2 tRNA genes are annotated in these 435 nt (G+C 40.9%); both read left to right on the top strand.

Annotated features, from left to right (window positions below):
- Nucleotides 1-34: 34 nt before the first annotated feature.
- Nucleotides 35-110: transfer RNA gene (locus ACFI6J_RS21610), tRNA-Ala, on the top strand.
- A 43-nt stretch (nucleotides 111-153) separates the two neighbouring features.
- A tRNA-Ile gene (locus ACFI6J_RS21605) sits at nucleotides 154-230 on the top strand.
- Nucleotides 231-435: the final 205 nt, after the last annotated feature.

Raw genomic sequence — 435 nt, 5'->3', positions numbered from 1 at the left:
AGTCTTGTTTAAAATGAAGAACGACAAAAGTTATGGGGCTATAGCTCAGCTGGGAGAGCGCCTGATTTGCATTCAGGAGGTCAGCAGTTCGATCCTGCTTAGCTCCACCATCTACTTGAAACTGGGTTTGTTGCTAACAAACTTAGAAACTGAAGGCTTGTAGCTCAGCTGGTTAGAGCGCACCCCTGATAAGGGTGAGGTCGGCAGTTCAAGTCTGCCCAAGCCTACCATTTCCTTGCTTTGTGAAAGGAAGGTAACAAAGGTAGAAACGTGTCACGTTGGACCCGAAATCCTAATGAATATTTACTGTTTCAGTAAGCATTGATTAGGGTTTTTTACTCTAAAGATGAAAGTACTGCTTTTGCAGGAAACATCGAATGTTCTTTAACAATTTGGAAAGCTGATATTAATAGTAATCAATCAAAATTGAGTAAT

The sequence above is a fragment of the Alteromonas sp. G4i13 genome (assembly GCF_054960505.1).
Note: the sequence above shows the minus strand (reverse complement) of the source record. Positions and strands in the feature narration are given on the sequence as shown.